We start from the raw sequence: 19,408 nt of genomic DNA, 5'->3' as shown, positions 1-19,408 counted from the left end.
AATGAAATACAGTTATATCACTGATATAGCTGTATTTTTGATTATATAATTAGTTTTTTTAATTATTTTGAGAACGTGCGCATTAGATAGATCATTTATGGTAAAATTTATTTTATGAATTAATGTTTAAAGGGAGAATTTTTATGGTAGCAACAATATTAGATGGGCGAATGTTATCTAAAAAAATAAGAACTGACGTATCTAAAAAAGTTAGCTTATTAAAACAAGAAGGGATAACTCCAAAATTAGTAGTAATCTTAGTAGGTGAAGATCCTGCTAGTCAAGTTTACGTAAGAAATAAAAGAAGGACTGCACATGCGTTAGGTATAGAGGCTGTAGATATTAGATTGCCTGAAAATGTTGAAGAAGATGAATTAATTAGGTTAATTGATGAATTAAATAGTGACAGAACTGTTCATGGTATTTTAGTGCAATTGCCGTTACCAAAACATATAAATGAAAATAAAGTAACCCATAGAATTATACCCGAAAAAGATGTAGATGGATTTCATCCTTTAAATATCGGAAAACTATTTATGAATATACCTGGACCATTACCTTGTACTCCAAGAGGAATTATGGAATTTTTCAAGGAATATGATATTCCTGTTTCAGGAAAAAGAGTTGTAATTGTCGGCAGAAGTAATATTGTAGGTAGACCAATGGCTGCATTGCTGGTAAATAGTGATGCTACTGTGACAATAGCACATAGTAAGACTAAGAATTTAGCTGAAGTGACAAAGCAAGCTGATATTTTGATTGTTGCTATTGGTAAAGGTGAGTTTATAGATGAAAATTATGTAAAGAAAGGAGCTGTTGTGATAGACGTGGGTATGAACAGAAATAATGATGGAAAATTAGTTGGCGATGTTAATATGGAAAGTGTGAGCAAAGTAGCCAGCTATATAACCCCAGTTCCTGGTGGTGTAGGGCCAATGACAATTGCAATGTTGATGAAACAAACAGTAGAATTAGCAGAAAGAAGTGTTGCTGGTGAGTAAAGAATATTTAACGGTAAGTGCTCTGACAAAATATTTGCATACTAAATTTACTCGTGATCCTTATTTAAGAAGGGTATATTTAACAGGTGAAATATCTAATTTTAGACGTAGAGCTACACATCAGTACTTTAGTTTAAAAGATGATAATGCTGTGATAAGTGTAATGATGTTCCAAAGTGCCTTTTCAAAAATAAAGTTTGAACCAGAGGAAGGAATGAAAGTTCTGGTCTCTGGGAGAGTTGATTTATATGAAAAATCCGGAAGATATCAAATAATTATTGATACAATGCAACCTGATGGAGTAGGAGCATTATATCAAGCATATGAACAATTAGTAAAAAAATTACGAATAGAAGGATTGTTTAATGAAGAATTAAAGAAGCCTTTGGTTAAATATCCCAAAAGAATTGCTGTTATTACCAGCCCATCTGGTGCAGTTATTAGGGATATTATTACTACAACACGTAGACGCTATCCAATTGCACAATTAGTTTTATTCCCAGCAGTTGTTCAAGGGGATGATGCTGCTGATTCTTTAGTTGGAAGACTAAAACAAGTAAACGAAGATGGAAATTTTGATACAATAATTATTGGTAGAGGTGGAGGATCAATAGAGGATTTATGGCCTTTTAATGAAGAAAAGGTCGCTAGAGCAATTAGTGATAGCAAGATCCCAGTTATATCTTCTGTAGGTCATGAAACTGATACAACAATTGCAGATTTAGTAGCAGATGTTAGAGCTGCTACACCTACAGCAGCTGCCGAATTAGCAACACCTGTATTGAGCGAAGAAATAGTGAAGATTAAGCAGTATCGTTTAAGAATAATACAAGTTCTAAAAAATAAAGTATCCAGTTATCAACAAATTTTAGATAAGGTGTGCAGTTCATATATTTTGCAACAACCAGATAGACTATATACAGGGTATGCGCAAAATTTAGATTCATTGATTAATAGAAAAAATCAAGCTTTTAAAAATTTAGTTTATCAAAATGAAAAACAATTACAGTTATTAGAAAGTAATTTACAACATAATAATCCAAGCATTAGAATTAAAGATGAAAAAAATAATTTACAACAGTTATTAGAAAAAATGCATCTAGGGATGTTAGGTGTTTTTAATGATAAAAGCTATAAATTAGAAAAATTAATGTCATCTTTAGATATGTTAAGTCCATTGAAAGTTATGAATAGAGGATATAGTTATATTTTAAAAGATGGTAAAACAGTAAAAAATGTTAAATCATTACAGCCAAATGATGATGTAACACTTTATTTTGAAAATGGTAGTGCTGAAGCTAGAATAACAAAAATTAGAGAGGAAAAAGAATAATGGCAGAAAAAGTAACTTTTGAACAAGATATGAAGAACCTTGAAGAAATAGTAAAAAGACTTGAGCAGGGAGACATTCCATTAGAAGAAGCAATTGAAAAATTTAAACAAGGGATGGATTTGAGTAAAAAATTACAAAATACACTTCTACAAGCAGAAGAAACATTGACTAAAGTAATAGATGATAATGGAGATGAACAATTATTTGAAAAAGAAAATGAGGATTAGTAATTTAACTGAATTTGAAAAAATCTCACTCCCAAAATTAGAGAATGAGATGGATCTTTATTTAAATTCTTTGAATAGTAATCAAATTTTGAAAGAATCTATGAGATATTCAGTTGATGCTGGTGGAAAAAGAATAAGACCTTTATTGGTGTTAATTTCAGCGTATTCTTTAGGTAAGAAAATTTCAAAAAGTGATTATCAAGTGGCAGGTAGTTTGGAACTTCTGCATACCTACTCATTAATTCATGATGATTTACCAGAAATGGATAATGATGAATTAAGAAGAGGAAAGCCAACTAACCATAAAAAATTTGGGCAAGCAATAGCAGTTTTAGCAGGGGATGGTTTGTTAACGACTTCATTTGAATGGCTATCTCTTACTGATATTGATAACGATAAAAAAATAAAATTAATCTCACAATTAGCTTTGGCTGCTGGACCACAGGGGATGGTAAGTGGTCAAACTGATGATATTTTAGGGGAAAGTAAAAAATATAATTTGGAAGAATTGAAACATCTTCATGCAGGTAAGACAGGTGCATTGTTAAGATATGCTTGTGTTGCCGGAGGGATTTTGAGTGATGCTTCTGATAATCAATTAGAGTTACTAAGAAAATATGGTGAGAATTTTGGCTTAGCATTTCAAATTTATGATGACTTATTAGATGTAATTGGTGATGCCAAATCTTTAGGCAAAAATGTTCATAAAGATGAGATAGAAAATAAAAATACTTATCCAATTCTTTTAGGAGTACAGGGGACCAAGGAAGCTTTAGTTGAAGTTTTAAATAATACTGAGAATTTATTAAAAGAAATGGCGAATAATGATATTGCAATAGACCTATTTGAGCAATTGTTAGATTATTTTAAAGTAAGGAAGTAATTATGAAAAAAGAACGTGTAGATGTACTATTAGTTAAACAGGGATTATTTTCTACAAGAGAACAAGCTAAAAGGGCTGTAATGGCTGGCGAAATTTTAGGAGAGAACGAAGAAAGATTAGATAAACCCGGAATGAAAATTTCTGTAGATACTGAGTTACATTTTAAGGGGACAAAAATGCCTTATGTAAGTAGAGGCGGTTTAAAACTCGAAAAAGCACTTAAGGTATTTAAAGTTGATGCAAAAAATAAAACTATGTTAGACATAGGATCGTCTACTGGAGGATTTACAGATGTAGCTCTACAAAAAGGGGCCAAATTAAGCTATGCTTTAGATGTAGGAACTAATCAATTAGCTTGGAAGTTGCGTCAAGATGACAGAGTTGTTGTTATGGAGAATACAAATTTCAGATACAGTAAATTAGAAGATTTTACTAAAGGACAACCAGATTTAGCTACAATAGATGTTTCTTTTATTTCTTTACAGTTAATATTACCAACTTTACATGAGATTATTCAAAATAATGGTGATGTAATAGCTTTAATTAAGCCCCAATTTGAAGCTGGAAAAGAAAAAGTTGGAAAACATGGAATTGTAAGAGATCCAAAGGTTCATCTAGAAGTACTAAATAAAATCATAAGTTTTGCAGCTGAAGAAAATTACGATGTTGTTGAATTAGATTTTTCACCTATCACTGGTGGGGAAGGAAATATTGAATTTTTAGTTCATCTGGTATCTAAGGAAAGTGTTGGAAATATTTCGCCTAGTGTAAATCCTGAGTTAATTGTGAAACAAGCTCATGCTACATTAGATATTAAAAAGAAAGCATAATTATATGAGAGAGGGATGAACTGAATGAGAAAGCAAGTCAGACAGAAACTTATCAAGGAAATCCTCCAAGAAAATGTTATATATAAGCAAGAAGATATTGTAGAAAAGTTAAATGCTCGTGGAATAAATGTAACGCAAGCAACTATTTCTCGCGATGTAAAAGAAATGCAACTAGTTAAATTGCCAACACAAACTGGTAGTTATAGGTATAGTATGCCTACGCTAAAAGAAATTAATGTAGAAAAGAAATTGAGTGATACATTAAGTGAATCATATGTTTCTTCAGCACAAAATAGAGAACTATGTGTATTTAAAGTTTTACCTGGTAGTGGACCTGCAGTTGCTAATCTGATTGAACAAGCAAAATATCCGGAAGTTTTTGCGACTTTAGGAGATGATGCTACAGTCATGATATTTGCTTACTCAGAAGAAGATGCAATAAAAATGGAGAATAAGTTGTTAAATCTGATAAATATAGGGTGATTATATGTTACAAGAATTATCAATAAAGGATTTCGCCATTATAGATGAAATACAAATATCATTTCAACCTAAGATGACAGTATTGACGGGTGAGACAGGTGCTGGTAAATCAATTATTATTGATGCTCTGGGCTTATTAGCAGGAGGCAGAGGTTCTACTGAATTTATTCGTAAGGGTGAGAAAAAAGCTGTTATTCAGGGGTTATTTACATTACCTAGAGAAGCTAATACTTACAACATTTTGGAAGAATACGGAATAGATTCTGAAGATGGACAAATAATCTTGCAAAGAGATTTATATCGAGGCGGAAGAAATATTTGTCGCATCAATGGAATGATGGTAAATTTGGCAACTTTACGAAAGGTAGGAGAAACATTAATTGATATTCATGGGCAGAATGAGCATCAAGAATTGATGAAGCCAGAAAATCATATAGATTTGTTAGATGAATATGATAAAAAAACATCCCAGTTAAGAAATCAATATCAAGTTGTGTATCAAAATTATCGTAAGCTAAAATTATCAATGGAAAAAAAAGAAGCTGATGAGAAGGCCTGGGCCCAAAGACTAGATATGCTAAATTTCCAAGTCAAAGAAATTGAAGAAGCTGGTTTAAAAATTAATGAAGAAGATGAACTAGTCGAAGAAAAAAATAAATTGGATAATTTTCAAGCAATACATGATGCTTTAGAATTGAGTTATCAAATTTTATCTGGTGAAAAAATAGATGTAGTTGGAAATTTAGGAAATGCAATGAATGAGTTAAGCGATGTTTCAGATTTATCAGAAAATCTTCAAGAAATCAATACTAAAATTTCAGATGCTTTTTATAGTCTAGAAGATGCCGCTCGTGATATTTCAGATGAACTTGATTCAATGGAGTGGAATGGAGAAAGGTTAAATGAAATAGAGGAAAGATTAGAGTTGATCCACCAATTGAAGAGAAAATATGGTGATACAATAGAGGATATTTTGCATTATCATAGTAGAATTGAAAAAGAATTAAGAGAAATGGAAAATGCGGAACAAAATTCAGAAAAGCAAGAAAGACAATTATCTGAGGCATTAGAGAAAGTAAAAGAATTGGCAATAAAACTTTCGAAACAGCGGAAGAAAAGCGCTAAAAAATTAGAAAAAATGATCCATGAACAATTAAGTGCATTATATATGGACAAAGCTGTATTTGAAGTTAAATTTTTAAATAATTCTAAATTATATTCTAAAGGTATCGATAAAGTTGAATTTTATATTCAAACTAATCCAGGTGAAGAAATGGGCCCATTAGCTAAGATAGCTTCAGGTGGTGAACTTTCACGAATAATGTTAGCTTTAAAAACAATTTTTTCTCAAAAGATGGGTGTCACAAGTATTATCTTTGATGAAGTTGATACTGGTGTTAGCGGTCGTGTAGCTCAAGCGATTGCTGAAAAAATAAGCCAAATTTCAAATAATTCACAAGTTTTATGCATTACTCACTTACCGCAAGTTGCAGCAATTGCAGACAATCATTACTATATTTCAAAATCTGTCAACGATGGTAGAACAGAAACTTCATTAAAAGAATTAGATGAAAAACAAAAAATTAGAGAGATAGCAAGAATGTTATCTGGATCTGAAATTACAGAATTAACATTGAAACATGCAGAAGAATTAATTAAAATGTCAAAATAAAAAGCTAGGATTTGGTATTGTGTAACACCATATATTGGTATAAAAACAATACATCCTAGCTTTTTAAATAAGATCACGATATAATCCAACAACTTTTCCTAAAATAGTTACATTTTCTAAGATAATAGGATCCATTGTATCATTTTCGGGTTGTAATCGGTAATATCCATCTTCTTTGAAGAAACGTTTGCAAGTTGCTTCATTCTCTTCAGTCATAGCAATAACTATTTCTCCATTATTTGCAGAAGATTGCTTACGAACAATAACTTGATCACCATCTAAGATACCAGCATTTATCATACTCTCGCCACGAATAGATAACATGAAAAGATCATCAGCAGATTCAAAATAAGGTGGTAGAGGAAAATAATCTCTATTTTCTTCAACTGCTAAAATAGGTTCACCAGCAGTAACAGTACCTACAATGGGAATTTGAGTTTTGTTAGGTAACTCATCCAACATTTCTAAGCCTGCTAAAGTAATTTCAATGGCGCGAGGTTTAGTAGGATCGCGTTTAATGAGACCTTTACTTTCAAGCTTAGAAAGATGTCCATGAACGGTTGAAGTAGATGATAAACCAACAGCGTTACAAATTTCACGAACAGTAGGTGGGTAGCCACTATCAGATACATGTGAAAATATATAACGAAGAATATCATGTTGACGTTTCTCTGATTTTGTCATTCTAGACACTCCAATATTAATATAATAACTTGATTATAACATAGAATTATTAAAAACGTCAAACTAACGTTCGTATTTATAACTTGTCTTTTTGTAAGCTTTTTGATAATATGTCAAATAGAGTAAATCACAAAGGAGTGAGACGATTGGCTGATAATAAAGGAATTCCACAAGAGTTAATAGATAGAATAAATGAACTTTCTAAAAAGAAAAAAGAAGAAGGCCTAACATCTGAAGAGTTAGCAGAACAAAAAGAATTACGAGAAACCTATCTTTCTTTATTTAGAGAAAATTTTAGAAGCCATATTGAAATGCTACAAGTATATGATAAAAATGGTAAAGAAGTAACACCTGAAAAGGTAAAAAAGATTCAAAGAGAACGTGGTCTAAGAGATGATTAATTTATCTTAGTGTAAGCGTTGATAGGTAATATTACAAATGATATAATATAATAAGCGTTAAAAAGTAAGATTAATTTTTTAAATTATTAGATAGGTTAATCTTATTAGAGGAAGGAGAACTTATAAATGAGTACAGGTATTTGGGTGCTTATTGTCATTATTGCTGCTGTGCTAGGCTTTGTTGGTGGTTTTTTTGCTGCTCGAAAGTACATGGAAGACTATTTAAAGAAGAATCCACCTATTAATGAACAAATGATGCGTACTATGATGATTCAAATGGGACAAAAACCATCTGAAAAGAAATTGCATCAAATGATGAATGCAATGAAGAATAATTATGGTAAGAAGTAATTAGTTTTTGAGGGAGTGAGTAGATGTAAGTCAGTCACTTCCTTATTTATTATTATAATTTAGATTAAGGTGGTATTATTTAATGCAAGTACATAACGTCAATTTAACAATTAGTGCCGTAAGACCAGAACAATATCCAGATACTAAATTGCCAGAAGTAGCACTTGCTGGTCGTTCCAATGTTGGAAAGTCTTCATTAATTAACACATTAATTAATAGAAGAAATTATGCCCGTACATCAAGTCAACCCGGAAAGACGCAAACTCTGAACTTTTACAATATTGAAGATTTATTATATTTTGTTGATGTACCAGGTTATGGATATGCTAAAGTTTCACAAAAAGAAAGAGAAAAATGGGCTAGAATGATAGAAACATATTTTTCTACTCGACAAGAGCTAAAGGGAGCTATCAGTTTAGTAGATGCTCGCCATGAACCTTCAGAATTAGATTGTCAAATGATAGAATTTTTGCATTATTACAATATACCTGTATTAGTTGTAGGAACGAAAATAGATAAAATTCCTAAAAGCAAAAGAAATAAAAGTGAAAGTCAAATTAGAAAAAAACTACAATTGACAAAAAATGATAGACTAATTTTATTCTCTGCTGTTGATAAAACAGGTAAAGATGAAGTTTGGGATTGGATTGAAGATATTACCAAAGTTAATTAATAATTGTGAGGAATATTATGGAATTTAATGAATATCAAGAAGCGGCTAATCGAACATTATATGGAAATGAGCAAGTTCTTACAAATTGTGCATTAGGATTAGCTGGGGAAACAGGACAAGTTGTTGATTTAGTTAAGGCGTATACTTTTAAAGGAAAAGATTTAGATAAAGAAAAATTAGTACATGAACTTGGGGATGTACTTTGGTATTTATCACAAATTGCAGAATGGGCAGATATACCCTTTGATGAAGTAGCGCAAGAAAACATCGAAACGTTAAATAAACGTTACCCTAATGGATTTAATCCAGCAAATTAATCAAAAGTCATTGTGTTTATGAAACATAATGACTTTTTTATTAAGAAATATTTTTTTAAAGTAGACAACAGGTTGAAACTTTGTCATAATTCTTATGATAGGGGTGTCGAATTTGAAAAAAAAAGTTATAAGTCTTTTCAAAAAGAATTGGAAATATTGCTTATTAGTAATATTAGTATTGAGTATAATTTTAGTTATTAAAAATATTAACAAAAGACACTACGATATTGAAGATTATAATTCTAATATTCAATTAAAAAATGATGGCTCTATAGGAGTATCGACACGTGTACAATATAATATTCATGGTAAGTATGACTTATTAGTTATTCCACAAGCATTACCAAAAGATGTGGATACGATTAATAATGTGGAAGTGTATGAAATTAAAAATAACAAGCAAGTCTTATTAAAAAAAGGGACTAATGCAGATATATCTAAAGAGGCCAAGATGAATGCTGGTAAATATTTTGTCACTTCTGATTTAGCAGAAACAAATACTAAAGTAAAAGTAAGAATATATCAACCAGTTGAAAATGAGAGAGTTACATACAAACTAACATATAATGTACCAAATGCGATTATAAATTATGGTAATAGTAATATTTCAGAATTAAATTGGAATATACTGAGTAATTGGGGACATAAGTTTAGCAATATTGATATAACATTTGATTTACCTGAAAAAAATCCACAAATTTTACGAGCGTGGGTGAGAGGAACAACCGATGGTAAAATAACGACTAGTAAGAAAAATGGAAAAGTGAATTTTAAGTTGAATAGGCTTCCCGAAAATAAGAGTTTACATTTAAGACTAATATGTTCTAAAGATCTATTTGCTTATAATACTAACAATATGTTTAAAACCCCTATACCAACAGAAAGTAGTATTGCAAGATATGAATATAAAAATAGTGATAAAGTAAAGAGGGATAGTAGACTAAAATATACTGGAAAGTATATTTCTATAACAATATTATTAATTGTTATGACAATTATGGGAATATTCAGTTGGAAAGTGTTATCTAGAAATTTAGTTTTATCAAATTATCTTAAGTTTACAAAATATTCATTTGATATTCCTAATATATCAGTTAAATATGTTAGATCGATTTTATTTCCTAAACGAAAGCCAAACAGAAATGTTTATGCAGCATATATAGTAGACTTAATAAATAAGGGTGATCTAGTATTAAATCCACTAAGAACTGAAAATTATCAGACTATATATGACTACGAATTGCAAGTTAAAGATGAACAATTTATAGAAAATAATGGATTGAATACATTATTATTTAGTAATCTTACTTCTGACAATAAAATTAAGTTATCTGAAATAGAAGAAACTGTCAATCTTATGAAGATTTCAGAAGTTACTGAAACTTATAAGCAATGGCAAGGGAAAATTAAAGAAGAAGTGGATAATCTATTTAAACTGGAACATAAACGTAATTTAAAAGGTTATTTTACTAAAAAATGGTTAATATTCTGGACACTATTCAATCTAGCAGGAGTAATTTTATTTTTTATTGTATCTAAGTGGTTAGGGATAATTATAGCTACAATCCTTATTGTTAATGATATAAGTTTGATATATATATTTATTAATGTTTATAAATATGAACCTGAAATATTTATAGAACTGAGAAGATTAAAGATTTTATATCGAAGTTTACGCAATATAGAAAAGCTAGAATTGAATGATGTTGGTGATGAAAATTTTTGGGAAAAATTATTACCATATGCAATAGCTTTAAATATGGGAGAAAGAACAAATCGAAAACTATATCAGTTATATAGTGAATCAAATATCTTTATGAAAGATTCTATACTATATATAGGAGATTTTGCTGAAAAAATAGGTGAAATTTTTATTAGATTAGATTTAAATAGTGAAACGTTGAATATAAAAAAATAAACTATAAATACTGGTAAATGTGGGAATTTACTGGTATTTTTTATTAAATATTTTAAATATATGATAAAAAATTAAAAAGTAACTATATTAAGAGCAATATTTTTATTATAATAAGGGTAGTATATTTTAGTTTGCTGGGAAGAAAGAGGCGGATGTGTAATGGACAAAAAAGGAATAGTACAGAACGACATAACAGACGCACAAGATAAGGTCCAAAAACCTCAACAAAATTTAAAAGATGAAATCAAAAATTTAAACAAAGATATAGTTAAATTTACAGAATTAAAAAATGAAAAAGAGTCTGAGTTAGACAACTTATTAAATTTACAAATAACATTACAAAATGAATATGCAAAGTTAGTTAATATAAAAGAAAAAATTTTAAATGAAGGTGAAGAGAGTCAAAAAGAAGAGTTAGAGAGAAATAAAAAATCTCTAGAAAGAGTAGAGAAATCTTTACGCGAGACGGAATTACAGTGGAATAATAACCACAAAAAGTTGATTCAAGCTAAAGAAGATTTAAATAATGTAAAAGAAGAAGTTAGCAACATCGAAAAAAAGCAAGTTAATGCTAAAGATAGTTCAGAAATAATAAAAAGAGATGTAGAACGTGCTGATAGAAAAGTAAAGATTTCTTATGAAGATTGGATGCGTAAGAAAAAAGAAATAGAGAGTACAGAAAAAGATATAGCTCGGTGTAAGGATGATATTTCTAGTAAGAAGAAGCAGTTAGAAAAAGAAAAAGATAAGTTACCAACTACGGATGAGTTAGTCAAAGAAGTACAGAAAAAAATAGATAAGAATTTGGAAAATATAGATACAGTTCAAAAGCAAAGGAATGAATTACAATCTATATTATCTAAATTAGCGATTGCAATAGAAAAAGAAAAAAATAAAATAGATTTATTGCCGCAAATTAGAATACCTCAAGACTACACACAAGTACTCTTTGAAAATTTTAATTATGGAAAAATTTCTCGTGAAGAAGTAGCAGATATAATATCTCCAGGCCTAGAACTTAATAATAAGAAGTTGAATTTTTCAGAAATTGATGATAAGAATAAAATTTCAGATGTAACAAAGCTTACACTGCAAGAATTAATAGAAATCTCAACATTTGTAGCAAGTCTATTAAATCCATTACGAAAAAAGATGGGAAGTAGGTTAATAGAGGTTACTCCAGATTCTATACAGTTCACACAAGCAGTGGTAGATAGGTATAATCAGGATAATTGGCAAACTTTTTACAGTCAGAAAAGTAATAAATTAGGTTTAGGTCATGATATTGAAGGTTTGTCAGATCTATGGAACCAAACTCCAAGTGTTTTTGAGGATTATGATAGCAAGGATGAAGAATTGGCTAATGGTGAAGAGTATTTTAATGAATTTAGTGATAATGAAATGACTATGACTGATTTAAAGACTGTGATTTATAGAGTATTAGTTGATTTTCTATTTAATGACACTAAAAATAATTTTGGCCATTTAGAAACATTGCTTGGTTTAAATAAAAGCAAAGACTATAGTACACACTATATGGCTGTGGGAATCGATAACAATTTAGCTATTCACTTTGAATTCGCGTATAACAATATAAAAGCTAATGGTTCATATGTCATATCTGATTTTGGAAAGAAAAATATAGAAGCAAAGATCAACGAATTAAAGGCTGAGCAAGCTGGAAACTTAATAAAATTAAGTGATCTTAATAGTCAATTGGAGAATGAAAATAAGAATAAAATGGCGTTGAAAGAAGAGTTACAAAATGCCAAAAAGGGACCTGATATGACTGGAATTACGAAATTGGAAGATAATATAGATTCCTTGAATAAAAATATTAGTGTACTACAAGATAGATTAAGAGGGAAAAACAATTTATCAGAATTGGTACGTGAAGAGTGGATAAAGAATAAAGGGCTTCTAAGAAGAGAAGAAAATAAATTTGAAGCAAGCAAAGCAGCTATTACTGCAACTGAAATTGAATTGAATTCTATTAAAATTGATTTAAGTCAGAAAAAAAAACAAGTAGAAAAATATAATAAATCAGAGTTAGAAAATAGTGAACAATTAAATATTTTGAAAGTAAACTATGAAACTATTCAAGAAAATATACAGACTATATTAGATGATTTAAAAGAATATAATGGAATTGATCAAAAGATTGAAGAATTAAAGGAAAAGCTTATTAATAATGAAAAAGATGTAGCAAAGATAACTGTTGTATATAATGATTTAGTTGTCAAAGTTCAATCATATCAAAATATATTAGAATATAAAGAAAAAGAATTAAGTGAATAGTCTAACTTGAGTTAATAGTGTCAAGTTAATTTCCTTAACAAATAATAAAAAAAACTGGAAATAGGTTTGAAAAAATGGTATTATATTAAACGTCGAAGATAAAGTTATGTCTTTTTGAAATCTAAAACATGTTTGGAGGTTTAAAACATGCGTGTAAATATTACTTTAGAATGTACAGAATGTCATGAACAAACATATCTTACAAGCAAGAATAAACGTAACAATCCTGATCGCATCGAATTGAAAAAATATTGCCCACGTGATCACAAAGTTACTTTACATCGTGAAACAAAATAACAACAGGAAAAAATCCTGTTGTTTTTTTCTTTATGTACGACATGAGGTGATGCAATGTCAATGAATAAGAAAGAATTTAGAAAAAACCAAATTCAAAAATTACAGAAATTAAGTAAAACTTGGGAAAAAAAGTTAGATGAACTAAATCTGTATAAAGAGTTATTTAAAACTACTGAGTGGGAAAAAGCTGATAATGTGGCAATTACACTGAGTGAAGATTTTGAGTTAGATACTTTCCCTATAATTTCAACTGCTCAGCAACAAAATAAAAAAGTTTTAGTACCTAAGACTTTGCCAAATAGAATGATGGAGTTTGTTGAATTAACTCCTGATGTCAAAATAGTAAGAACTAAATTTGGTGTTTTGGAACCTGAAAGTGAGAATTATGTTAATAAAGAAAATATCGATTTAATCATTGTTCCAGGCTTGGCATTTGCTGAAAATGGAGCAAGGTTAGGATTCGGTGGAGGATTTTACGATAAGTATTTAAGTGATTATCGTGGAAATAAGGTAGCACTTGTTGATAGAAGTAGATATTTCCAAGAACCTCAGTGGGATGTTGATAGTTTTGATATTTACATTACTAATCAAATAAGAATATAAAGAGGTGCGGTTTATGTTGCAATATTTAAAAAATAAACCTAGTATCACTTATACGTTAATTATTCTTAATATAGTAATGTATATAGTAATGACATTATTTGGTGGAACAGAAAATATTGCTAATTTAGTGCGTTTTGGAGCAAAGTATTCCCCTTATATTATCAATGGTCAGTATTGGCGCTTGATAACTCCTATGTTTATTCATATAGGATTACAACATTTACTTATCAATATGATAACTTTATATTTTTTAGGAACTTTATTAGAAAATATTTTTGGAAAGACAAGGTTCTTAATAATTTATTTGGTAAGTGGAATTTGTGGGAATATAGCAAGTTTTGCATTTAATTTTAGTAGTATTTCTGCAGGTGCTAGTACAGCATTGTTTGGTATGTTCGGTTCTTTTTTGATGTTGGGAGAATCTTTCAGAAGAAATCCATATTTACAAACTATGTCTCGTCAATTTTTTCTATTAGTAATATTGAATATATTCTTTGGTATGTTTGGAAATTCGGATTTGACAGGACATTTAGGTGGATTAGTAAGTGGTTTTCTTTTAGGTTATGTCGTTGGTGTCCCTAATTTAGGTAGGGTCCCTAAAGTTAAAAGAATTGTAAGTTTTGTGATTTTACTTTTTATAAATTTGATAATCTTAAATTTTGGTTTTACAAGTTAAGTACAATTCAAGTATAATTAAATGTTGAGGTGATAGAGCATGAAAACGTTATATGATGTACAGCAATTATTAAAAAATTTTGGTATTTTTGTATATGTTGGTAAACGTATGTGGGACATTGAGTTAATGGCTCTAGAACTTGATCATTTATATAAAGCAGGAGTAATTGACAAGCAAACTTTTTTATCAGCAAAGTTAGTTCTTAATCGAGAACATGGTGTTGAAGAAAAAAGAGCTAAGTCACCTGTAAAATTTACTATTAAGGAGAATGAGGAATGAATAAGAAGTTAATTGGCGTTGATTTAGGCGGTACAACAATTAAATTTGCTATCTTGACACTAGATGGTGAAATTCAACAAAAATGGAGTGTTGAAACTGATATTTTAGATGATGGTAAGCATATTGTTCCTGATATTGTTGAATCAATTAATCATCATTTAGATTTATACGATATGAAACCAGAACAATTTGTTGGAATCGGAATGGGTACACCGGGAACAGTAGATATTGAAAATGGTACAGTTGAAGCAGCATTTAACTTGAACTGGAAAGAAAAGCAAAACCTAAAAGAAGAAATTGAAAAAGGCACCAGTATGAAGTTTGCTGTAGATAACGATGCTAATGTAGCAGCATTGGGTGAACGCTGGAAAGGTGCCGGAGAAAATGATGATGAAGTAACATTTGTTACATTAGGTACAGGTGTTGGTGGTGGTGTCATCACTAATGGCGAAATGGTTCACGGAGCTGGTGCTGGTGGTGAAATTGGTCATATAAATGTACAGCCAAATGGCTATTTATGTACTTGTGGAAATCATGGTTGCTTGGAAACTTATGCTTCTGCAACAGGTGTTGTACGTGTTGCGCGTGATATGGCTGAAGAGTTTGCTGGAAAATCTGATTTAAAGAAAATGTTAGATGATGGGCAAGATATTAGTTCTAAGATAGTATTTGATTTAGCGAAAGATGGCGATATTTTAGCTGAACGTGTTGTGGATCGTGTTTGCTACTATCTAGGATTTGCTTGTGCTAATATTGGTAGTCTTATCAATCCATCATATATTGTAATTGGTGGTGGCGTTTCTGCAGCGGGTAAGTTCTTATTAGATCAGGTTGATAGTTACTTTAAGGAATTTGCCTTCCCCTCAGTTAAAAAATCAACTACTTTAAAACTTGCTGAATTAGGAAATGAAGCTGGAGTTATAGGTGCAGCTTCACTAGCTTTAAAATTTAATAAGTAGTTAATATTTTTTAATAATTACAGCTAAGGAGGTCTTAGTACAATGTTTTTGGCTGATATTTCTGTATGGGCATGGGTAAACATCATTCTAATTTTATTAGTAGCTTATCTTCTAGGAATGCAGTTATATACCTACATTTCTGGAAAGAGAGTATCTACTATGCTTGATAATGAAGAGTTTAAAAAGGGAATGAAAAAAGCTCAAGTTATAGATTTGCGTGAACCTGATACTTTTAATGCGGGACATATTTTAGGAGCACGTAATATGCCATATAGCCAATTTAAAATCTATAAATCAAGTCTCCGTAAGGATATGCCAGTATATTTATACGAAACTGGAAGAACAATTGCTACAAGAGCAGCTGTTCAATTGTACAAAGACGGTTTTAGAGATTTATATATATTAAAATCAGGCTATGATCGTTGGGATGGAAAAAAGAAGAAGAGCAAATATTAATAATAAAAATAGCAGCAAGGCTAATAAATCTAGCTTGCTGCTATTTTGATATAAGACAATTACTATTTTTTATCCTTGATGTGCAGAACGACTCTTACGTAAAGCACGACGACGATGTTCTTCTAAAATAGCTTCTTTTTCTTCAATTGGTTCAACAACATTTTTCTTAAAAGTAAAAACAGCGCCAGCTAAAGCACCTAATGTTGTTGTAACACCTAGTAAGAAACCTAAATTAAATTTTTTCATATTGAGTACCTCCTTCGAAGTGGTTCTATATACATTATGAATGATATTGATAAAAATATCCAGGAAAATAGTTATAATTTAAGTAATAATGATATACTAATTTTATAAAAAGATAATTAAGGGAAGATAGTATGACACAAAAAGTTATTGTGATTGTTGGCCCAACAGCAGTAGGAAAGACAGCTTTATCAATTGATATTGCTAAGAAATATAAAGGACAAATTATTTCAGGCGATTCAATGCAAGTTTATAAAAATTTGGATATAGGAACAGCAAAGATAACACCTGATGAAATGGAAGATATAAAGCACTATATGATAGATATCTTACAAGTTCAGCAAAGATTTTCTGTTGCTGACTTTATAGATAACTGCCGTAAAGATATAAAGGAAATAGCTAATGATGATAATATACCTATCATCGTTGGTGGGACAGGCTTTTATTTGCAAGCACTTTTAGATGGTTATAGTTTAGGTGGAGATACTTTTGATCAATTGAGTATTGAAAGAAGAAAAAAGTGGCAACTTTTTATGGAAAAAAATGGAAAAGAAAGATTGTGGGAAGAACTAGCAAAATTAGATATAGTAGCTGCTAGGAAAATTCCAATCAATAATTCTAGAAGAGTGATAAGAGCTTTGGAGGTTATTGAACAAACTGGACGCCTTTTTTCTGAACAACATGATGAAAGTAATAAGGAATTTGAGCCATTATTAATAGGATTGAATACTCAAAGAAGTACCCTATATGAAAGAATTAATAAAAGAGTAGATATAATGATTCAAACTGGATTGATTGAGGAAGCAAAGTACCTATATGATTTAGGCGGAGCTACACTACCTGCTGGTAAAGGAATAGGTTATAAAGAATTTTATCCTTATTTTGATGGTGAAATATCTAAAGATGAAGCTATTGAACTAGTAAAAAGAAATTCACGTAGATATGCTAAACGACAATTGACATGGTTTAGGAATAAAATGAATGTAGTTTGGTTTGATTTAGTTAATAACCCTGAAGATATAAAGAAAATATATAAACTAATTGATGATTGGATATAAATATTAAGGAGTGAAGTGATAATGAGTAAATGGTCAGAAGATTTACCTAAAGATTTACAAAATAAAATAGAGATAGTAGATGAGAAAATATCTTCAAAATTAGAGGATATAACAGAAATAGTATTAAATAATCAGCGAAGAGTATTAGAATTATTTAGGAAGCATCATGTCGCTGAGGAAGACTTAGTTGGTTCAACAGGATATGGTTATGATGACATAGGTAGAGATAAACTTGATGCTATGTTTGCTGATTATTTTAAAACTGAAGATGCTATGGTTAGACCGCAATTGACATCTGGTACCCATGCCATTTCAACTGCATTTTTTGGAGTGTTGCGTCCACATGATACATTGCATTATTTAACAGGAATGCCATATGATACTATTCAAGAAGTTATAGGTGTAGCTGGAGATAATCCAGGAACTTTGGAAGAACATCTAATTAATTTTTCTTACACACCACTTTTAGATAATGGGAAAGTAGATTATAAAAGAGCGAAGGAAGATTTACAAAAAGATTCTTCGATAAAAATGGTAGCTATACAACGTTCGCGAGGTTATTCTTCAAGAGATAGTTTCGTTGTTTCTGAAATAGCTGAGATGATAAAATTTGTAAAAAAATATGCCCCTCAAGCGATAATTTTTATTGATAATTGTTATGGAGAATTTACAGAGACTGAAGAACCAACATTTTATGGAGCTGATTTGATGGCTGGCTCCCTATACAAAAATGCTGGTGGTGGAATTGCAAAAACAGGTGCATTTTTAGTTGGGAATAAAGATCTTATTGATAGATGCGGTGCAAGGCTCATTGTTCCAGGAGCAGGAAAGAATGAAGGTGCCACATATCCATTTATGAGAGATTTTTACGAAGGTTTCTTCTTGGCTCCTAATGTGACAGGAGAGGCAATTAAAGGATCGATTTATACAGCAGCATTACTAGAAGAAATGGGAATGGATGTATCACCTAGCTGGGATGCGCCTAGGACAGATTTGGTTCAAACGGTTAATTTTGGTAATCCTGATGCAATGGTCAAATTTTGTGCAGCAATACAGCATAATTCTCCTATGAATGCATATGTTGAACCAGTTCCAAGTTATATGGATGGATATGAAGATAAAATTATTATGGCATCTGGAAGTTTTACAGAAGGGTCCACAATAGAATTATCAAGTGATGGTCCTTTAAGAGAACCATATACATTATATATTCAAGGTGGATTAACTTATGCACATGTAAAAATTGCTATAACTAAAGCGGTGCTAGAAACATTTTATAAATAAAAAATTCGTGTAAGAAAATATTACATGGGATATTGACATTTGTCTGTCTTATTGATATCATTAACACGTAATTTAAAGGAGGGTTGGATTATGCGAGAAAAAGAGCTTAGACGTTCACTTGCAGTTTTACCTATGGGAACTGTTATGAAACTAACAAATCTTACTGCACGCCAGATTAGATACTATGAAGAACAAGAATTGGTTATACCTGAACGTAATGCGGGAAATAGGCGAATGTATTCCTTGAATGACATAGATAAGCTTTTAGAAATTAAAGATTTTTTAGGTGAAGGAATAAATATGGCGGGAATTAAGCATATTTATGAAGAAAAAGCTAAAAAAGAACAAGAAAAAGCTGATAAACATAATACATTAACAGATGCTGATGTTCGACGCATTTTACGTGATGAGTTTGTATCTGCTGGTGGTTTTATAAAAGATAATGATTTTTCTTTGCGTAATAACCGTTCACTTTAAATTAA

At 30.4% G+C, this 19,408-nt stretch carries 24 protein-coding genes; 22 read left to right on the top strand and 2 right to left on the bottom strand.

Going from position 1 to position 19,408, the window contains the following annotated elements; translation table 11 throughout:
• The first annotated feature begins 143 nt into the window (after positions 1-143).
• From folD to recN, 7 genes are read left to right on the top strand one after another with little or no spacing between them, the layout of a single operon-like run.
• Positions 144-1,001 (top strand): bifunctional methylenetetrahydrofolate dehydrogenase/methenyltetrahydrofolate cyclohydrolase FolD, encoded by an 858-nt coding sequence (gene folD / locus OZJ21_RS07605; RefSeq protein ID WP_003705927.1) that lies wholly within the window; start codon positions 144-146, stop codon positions 999-1,001.
• Positions 994-2,334 (top strand): exodeoxyribonuclease VII large subunit, encoded by a 1,341-nt coding sequence (gene xseA / locus OZJ21_RS07600; RefSeq protein WP_003708051.1) that lies wholly within the window; start codon positions 994-996, stop codon positions 2,332-2,334. The genes folD and xseA overlap by 8 nt, the downstream gene beginning before the upstream one ends.
• Positions 2,334-2,561, top strand: coding sequence for an exodeoxyribonuclease VII small subunit (locus OZJ21_RS07595; protein WP_003699848.1), 228 nt, complete (start codon positions 2,334-2,336; stop codon positions 2,559-2,561). The genes xseA and OZJ21_RS07595 overlap by 1 nt, the downstream gene beginning before the upstream one ends.
• A complete protein-coding gene (locus OZJ21_RS07590; protein WP_003708049.1) occupies positions 2,551-3,444 on the top strand; it encodes a polyprenyl synthetase family protein in 894 nt (297 codons plus the stop codon). Before OZJ21_RS07595 ends, OZJ21_RS07590 begins: the two co-directional genes overlap by 11 nt.
• A gap of 2 nt (positions 3,445-3,446) precedes the next feature.
• A complete protein-coding gene (locus tag OZJ21_RS07585; RefSeq protein WP_003704070.1) occupies positions 3,447-4,274 on the top strand; it encodes a TlyA family rRNA (cytidine-2'-O)-methyltransferase in 828 nt (275 codons plus the stop codon).
• 24 nt (positions 4,275-4,298) lie between these two features.
• Complete coding sequence (locus tag OZJ21_RS07580; RefSeq protein ID WP_003699854.1) at positions 4,299-4,757, top strand: arginine repressor; 459 nt, start codon at positions 4,299-4,301, stop codon at positions 4,755-4,757.
• A 4-nt stretch (positions 4,758-4,761) separates the two neighbouring features.
• A complete protein-coding gene (gene recN / locus OZJ21_RS07575; protein WP_081530304.1) occupies positions 4,762-6,429 on the top strand; it encodes a DNA repair protein RecN in 1,668 nt (555 codons plus the stop codon).
• Positions 6,430-6,492: 63 nt separating this feature from the next.
• On the opposite strand, the gene lexA is transcribed toward recN, so the two are convergent.
• A complete protein-coding gene (lexA, locus tag OZJ21_RS07570; RefSeq protein ID WP_003699857.1) occupies positions 6,493-7,113 on the bottom strand; it encodes a transcriptional repressor LexA in 621 nt (206 codons plus the stop codon).
• A 146-nt stretch (positions 7,114-7,259) separates the two neighbouring features.
• On the opposite strand from lexA, the gene OZJ21_RS07565 reads away from it, so the two are divergent.
• The 12 genes from OZJ21_RS07565 (at position 7,260) to OZJ21_RS07510 (ending at position 16,341) form a co-directional block, all read left to right on the top strand.
• Positions 7,260-7,514, top strand: a complete 255-nt coding sequence (locus OZJ21_RS07565) for a DUF896 domain-containing protein (RefSeq protein ID WP_003704077.1) — start codon at positions 7,260-7,262, stop codon at positions 7,512-7,514.
• A gap of 126 nt (positions 7,515-7,640) precedes the next feature.
• Positions 7,641-7,865, top strand: a complete 225-nt coding sequence (locus OZJ21_RS07560) for a YneF family protein (protein WP_003699860.1) — start codon at positions 7,641-7,643, stop codon at positions 7,863-7,865.
• 82 nt (positions 7,866-7,947) lie between these two features.
• Positions 7,948-8,538 carry a ribosome biogenesis GTP-binding protein YihA/YsxC gene (yihA, locus tag OZJ21_RS07555; RefSeq protein ID WP_003708045.1) on the top strand — a complete coding sequence of 197 codons (591 nt, stop codon included), beginning with the start codon at positions 7,948-7,950 and terminating at the stop codon, positions 8,536-8,538.
• Positions 8,539-8,555: 17 nt separating this feature from the next.
• Positions 8,556-8,855 (top strand): nucleoside triphosphate pyrophosphohydrolase family protein, encoded by a 300-nt coding sequence (locus tag OZJ21_RS07550; RefSeq protein ID WP_003699862.1) that lies wholly within the window; start codon positions 8,556-8,558, stop codon positions 8,853-8,855.
• A 103-nt stretch (positions 8,856-8,958) separates the two neighbouring features.
• Positions 8,959-10,773 carry a DUF2207 domain-containing protein gene (locus tag OZJ21_RS07545; RefSeq protein WP_268857635.1) on the top strand — a complete coding sequence of 605 codons (1,815 nt, stop codon included), beginning with the start codon at positions 8,959-8,961 and terminating at the stop codon, positions 10,771-10,773.
• A 159-nt stretch (positions 10,774-10,932) separates the two neighbouring features.
• Positions 10,933-13,071 carry an SEC10/PgrA surface exclusion domain-containing protein gene (locus OZJ21_RS07540; protein WP_098034070.1) on the top strand — a complete coding sequence of 713 codons (2,139 nt, stop codon included), beginning with the start codon at positions 10,933-10,935 and terminating at the stop codon, positions 13,069-13,071.
• A gap of 147 nt (positions 13,072-13,218) precedes the next feature.
• The gene (gene rpmG, locus OZJ21_RS07535) at positions 13,219-13,368 is read left to right on the top strand and encodes a 50S ribosomal protein L33 (RefSeq protein ID WP_003699868.1); all 150 of its coding nucleotides are present in this window, start codon (positions 13,219-13,221) and stop codon (positions 13,366-13,368) included.
• A gap of 54 nt (positions 13,369-13,422) precedes the next feature.
• Positions 13,423-13,971 (top strand): 5-formyltetrahydrofolate cyclo-ligase, encoded by a 549-nt coding sequence (locus OZJ21_RS07530; RefSeq protein ID WP_003705938.1) that lies wholly within the window; start codon positions 13,423-13,425, stop codon positions 13,969-13,971.
• 13 nt (positions 13,972-13,984) lie between these two features.
• Positions 13,985-14,647: a rhomboid family intramembrane serine protease gene (locus tag OZJ21_RS07525; RefSeq protein ID WP_003699871.1), complete on the top strand. Its 663-nt coding sequence runs from the start codon at positions 13,985-13,987 to the stop codon at positions 14,645-14,647.
• Positions 14,648-14,686: 39 nt separating this feature from the next.
• A complete protein-coding gene (locus tag OZJ21_RS07520) occupies positions 14,687-14,926 on the top strand; it encodes a YqgQ family protein (protein ID WP_003699873.1) in 240 nt (79 codons plus the stop codon).
• Positions 14,923-15,885, top strand: coding sequence for an ROK family glucokinase (locus OZJ21_RS07515; protein WP_003705940.1), 963 nt, complete (start codon positions 14,923-14,925; stop codon positions 15,883-15,885). The genes OZJ21_RS07520 and OZJ21_RS07515 overlap by 4 nt, the downstream gene beginning before the upstream one ends.
• Positions 15,886-15,927: 42 nt before the next feature.
• Positions 15,928-16,341, top strand: coding sequence for a rhodanese-like domain-containing protein (locus OZJ21_RS07510; RefSeq protein ID WP_003705941.1), 414 nt, complete (start codon positions 15,928-15,930; stop codon positions 16,339-16,341).
• Between the two features lie 69 nt (positions 16,342-16,410).
• Here OZJ21_RS07510 and OZJ21_RS07505 read toward each other — a convergent pair whose 3' ends face one another.
• Positions 16,411-16,587: a DUF3042 family protein gene (locus OZJ21_RS07505; RefSeq protein WP_003705942.1), complete on the bottom strand. Its 177-nt coding sequence runs from the start codon at positions 16,585-16,587 to the stop codon at positions 16,411-16,413.
• A gap of 131 nt (positions 16,588-16,718) precedes the next feature.
• Between OZJ21_RS07505 and miaA the strand changes: the two genes are divergently transcribed.
• The 3 genes from miaA (at position 16,719) to OZJ21_RS07490 (ending at position 19,403) form a co-directional block, all read left to right on the top strand.
• Positions 16,719-17,642, top strand: a complete 924-nt coding sequence (gene miaA / locus OZJ21_RS07500) for a tRNA (adenosine(37)-N6)-dimethylallyltransferase MiaA (protein WP_003705943.1) — start codon at positions 16,719-16,721, stop codon at positions 17,640-17,642.
• 21 nt (positions 17,643-17,663) lie between these two features.
• Positions 17,664-18,926: a methionine gamma-lyase family protein gene (locus OZJ21_RS07495; protein WP_003705944.1), complete on the top strand. Its 1,263-nt coding sequence runs from the start codon at positions 17,664-17,666 to the stop codon at positions 18,924-18,926.
• A gap of 90 nt (positions 18,927-19,016) precedes the next feature.
• Positions 19,017-19,403, top strand: coding sequence for a MerR family transcriptional regulator (locus tag OZJ21_RS07490; RefSeq protein WP_003705945.1), 387 nt, complete (start codon positions 19,017-19,019; stop codon positions 19,401-19,403).
• Positions 19,404-19,408 lie beyond the last annotated feature (5 nt).

Origin of the sequence: Ligilactobacillus sp. UO.C109 (assembly GCF_026847815.1) — a bacterium.
Classification (GTDB): Bacteria; Bacillota; Bacilli; order Lactobacillales; family Lactobacillaceae; genus Ligilactobacillus; species Ligilactobacillus salivarius.
This window is presented reverse-complemented; position numbering and strand designations above follow the sequence as displayed.

What these genes read in the sequence shown, in the direction of transcription:
- folD (WP_003705927.1), top strand. Translation starts at nt 144, where the DNA reads ATGGTAGCAACAATATTAGATGGGCGAATGTTATCTAAAAAAATAAGA.
- OZJ21_RS07595 (WP_003699848.1), top strand. Translation starts at nt 2,334, where the DNA reads ATGGCAGAAAAAGTAACTTTTGAACAAGATATGAAGAACCTTGAAGAA.
- OZJ21_RS07590 (WP_003708049.1), top strand. Translation starts at nt 2,551, where the DNA reads ATGAGGATTAGTAATTTAACTGAATTTGAAAAAATCTCACTCCCAAAA.
- OZJ21_RS07585 (WP_003704070.1), top strand. Translation starts at nt 3,447, where the DNA reads ATGAAAAAAGAACGTGTAGATGTACTATTAGTTAAACAGGGATTATTT.
- OZJ21_RS07580 (WP_003699854.1), top strand. Translation starts at nt 4,299, where the DNA reads ATGAGAAAGCAAGTCAGACAGAAACTTATCAAGGAAATCCTCCAAGAA.
- recN (WP_081530304.1), top strand. Translation starts at nt 4,762, where the DNA reads ATGTTACAAGAATTATCAATAAAGGATTTCGCCATTATAGATGAAATA.
- lexA (WP_003699857.1), bottom strand. Translation starts at nt 7,113, where the DNA reads ATGACAAAATCAGAGAAACGTCAACATGATATTCTTCGTTATATATTT.
- OZJ21_RS07560 (WP_003699860.1), top strand. Translation starts at nt 7,641, where the DNA reads ATGAGTACAGGTATTTGGGTGCTTATTGTCATTATTGCTGCTGTGCTA.
- yihA (WP_003708045.1), top strand. Translation starts at nt 7,948, where the DNA reads ATGCAAGTACATAACGTCAATTTAACAATTAGTGCCGTAAGACCAGAA.
- OZJ21_RS07550 (WP_003699862.1), top strand. Translation starts at nt 8,556, where the DNA reads ATGGAATTTAATGAATATCAAGAAGCGGCTAATCGAACATTATATGGA.
- OZJ21_RS07540 (WP_098034070.1), top strand. Translation starts at nt 10,933, where the DNA reads ATGGACAAAAAAGGAATAGTACAGAACGACATAACAGACGCACAAGAT.
- rpmG (WP_003699868.1), top strand. Translation starts at nt 13,219, where the DNA reads ATGCGTGTAAATATTACTTTAGAATGTACAGAATGTCATGAACAAACA.
- OZJ21_RS07530 (WP_003705938.1), top strand. Translation starts at nt 13,423, where the DNA reads ATGTCAATGAATAAGAAAGAATTTAGAAAAAACCAAATTCAAAAATTA.
- OZJ21_RS07525 (WP_003699871.1), top strand. Translation starts at nt 13,985, where the DNA reads ATGTTGCAATATTTAAAAAATAAACCTAGTATCACTTATACGTTAATT.
- OZJ21_RS07520 (WP_003699873.1), top strand. Translation starts at nt 14,687, where the DNA reads ATGAAAACGTTATATGATGTACAGCAATTATTAAAAAATTTTGGTATT.
- OZJ21_RS07515 (WP_003705940.1), top strand. Translation starts at nt 14,923, where the DNA reads ATGAATAAGAAGTTAATTGGCGTTGATTTAGGCGGTACAACAATTAAA.
- OZJ21_RS07510 (WP_003705941.1), top strand. Translation starts at nt 15,928, where the DNA reads ATGTTTTTGGCTGATATTTCTGTATGGGCATGGGTAAACATCATTCTA.
- OZJ21_RS07505 (WP_003705942.1), bottom strand. Translation starts at nt 16,587, where the DNA reads ATGAAAAAATTTAATTTAGGTTTCTTACTAGGTGTTACAACAACATTA.
- miaA (WP_003705943.1), top strand. Translation starts at nt 16,719, where the DNA reads ATGACACAAAAAGTTATTGTGATTGTTGGCCCAACAGCAGTAGGAAAG.
- OZJ21_RS07495 (WP_003705944.1), top strand. Translation starts at nt 17,664, where the DNA reads ATGAGTAAATGGTCAGAAGATTTACCTAAAGATTTACAAAATAAAATA.
- OZJ21_RS07490 (WP_003705945.1), top strand. Translation starts at nt 19,017, where the DNA reads ATGCGAGAAAAAGAGCTTAGACGTTCACTTGCAGTTTTACCTATGGGA.